We start from the raw sequence: 1773 nt of genomic DNA on the forward strand, positions 1-1773 counted from the left end.
TGGCAGTGCTTAGCTTCGAGATTGTCAGCTTTTTAATTGGTATCAACTACTGCCCACCATCGGATTAATTTTATTAAAAATTTAGACTTTTAATTAGAGTGCTCTTGCAGCCAGTTGAGTAAGTCCTCACTGGTCTGAAAATCCCAGATGGCTTCTGATAAACGGTTTAGGTCTTCGTTGGTCAAGGCTTCGATTAATGCCAAGCCATTAATCGTTAGTTTGCCAAAGCGGCTCTCAAGCTGTCGCAATAGTAAATTTCTTTCTCCTTCTTCTCGTCCTTGCCTTTTCGCGAAACTCAATGCACCTCGCGCGTCTTCCAAAACCATCTCCTGTTTGCGGAGTTTTTCCACTTCTGACACACTCAACCCCGCTTGATTCGCTATGGTTAAGGCTTTTTCCAGCTGTGGGATTTCCCTGAAGTTGTCAGGAATAATTTCTAAGTTTGGCGCTTCTTTGATAAAATATATCCACTTATCTATCACACTTTCTAAATCTTCCAGTTGCTTAGTAAATTTAGGAAGTTCCACAAACACCAGCTTTAATTCATTTTCCTGATAAGGTAAGTGGTCTTCTTCCTCTTGAAAGTAAAAACAGCTAATTACTTTATCGCTGGAAGGGAATAACTTAAAATCCGTGATAGTTAAAGCAATGACTGGATTTATATCGAAATATCCCTGTCCCAATTGCAGTTGATTTCCATAGGTTTTGCACAAGTTATAAACCACTCGCTTCTTGAAAGCTTCCACATTCCAGAGTTGCATCTCAATGATAACAGTTGTTCCATCCTCTAATACTGCCTTAACATCTAGATAAGTGTCTTTTAAATCTACTACATCCCCCGCGCTATAAGGATCAATAATTTCTAAATCCTGGATGACGTAATTACCAGAGTATATCATAGCATTGAGGAAAGAAATTAGAATATCCTTACTCTGATCTGAACCAAATATTTTCTTGAAAGCAAAGTCAGTTTTAGGACTGATGAATCTCATGGTTTTATACCTTATTATAACAAAAAAATATATATAGTATTTTAACTAAGGGAGCAGGGAGCTTAGCAGCAGGAGTAATAAATGATAAAAGCTATAGCATCTCTACAGAAAATATCAGATATATTACTGGTTATTTACTATTATTTATGACCTATTTATTATTATAGCCATTTTCAATTTATTAATAAAAAAAAATTCCTAAACCCCTTGACAGTAAATTAATTTATGTATATATTAATAATGTAAGCAGTTTTAAGGAATTACTACTGATGAATGACAACCTTCCACCCAACTCCGATGAAAATACCAACCCTGAAAAGCCAGGTCGCAAACCTAAAAAAGTCAAGCACATCTTGGTCGGTTCTCCTAAACAAGTTCGCAAAACAATTAATGCTATCTATTCCCTTAAATACGCCTATCCCGACGAGTGGAGCGCTTTCGAGCCTACCGGAAAATCTGGTCAGGTTACGACTTTTTTGATTCGATACTTATACCTAGACTAGGATAGTAAATTGCCAGGGCGTCGCCCTGGCGACTATCAAGGGTTAAAGTTGTTTTGTGGAGGGGTATATATCAGGATGAAGGATGAGTTGGGATGTAGTTACTTTCGAGTAGTTGCTGACTAATTCGATAGTTGATCAGTAGCGATGCAGCGCGGTCTTGGGGGTTTCCCCCGGAGACAAAACCTTAGATAGTGGAGCCTTTATAGTTAGCAGGTTATGCAGAAAAGGGTTAAATATTTTTTAATAAGGCTCCACTATCTTACGGTAAATTCAAACCA

The 1773-nt window shown here is 37.7% G+C and carries 2 protein-coding genes; one reads left to right on the top strand and one right to left on the bottom strand.

What is annotated here, in order from left to right:
- Nucleotides 1-89: 89 nt before the first annotated feature.
- Complete coding sequence (locus F6J94_RS33580) at nucleotides 90-992, bottom strand: Rpn family recombination-promoting nuclease/putative transposase (protein WP_293048225.1); 903 nt, start codon at nucleotides 990-992, stop codon at nucleotides 90-92.
- 269 nt (nucleotides 993-1261) lie between these two features.
- On the opposite strand from F6J94_RS33580, the gene F6J94_RS33585 reads away from it, so the two are divergent.
- Nucleotides 1262-1495: a hypothetical protein gene (locus F6J94_RS33585; RefSeq protein WP_293024179.1), complete on the top strand. Its 234-nt coding sequence runs from the start codon at nucleotides 1262-1264 to the stop codon at nucleotides 1493-1495.
- Nucleotides 1496-1773 lie beyond the last annotated feature (278 nt).

This window comes from Moorena sp. SIO1F2 (assembly GCF_010672755.1).
In the GTDB taxonomy this organism is placed as follows: domain Bacteria; phylum Cyanobacteriota; class Cyanobacteriia; order Cyanobacteriales; family Coleofasciculaceae; genus Moorena.

What these genes read in the sequence shown, in the direction of transcription:
- F6J94_RS33580 (WP_293048225.1), bottom strand. Translation starts at nt 992, where the DNA reads ATGAGATTCATCAGTCCTAAAACTGACTTTGCTTTCAAGAAAATATTT.
- F6J94_RS33585 (WP_293024179.1), top strand. Translation starts at nt 1,262, where the DNA reads ATGAATGACAACCTTCCACCCAACTCCGATGAAAATACCAACCCTGAA.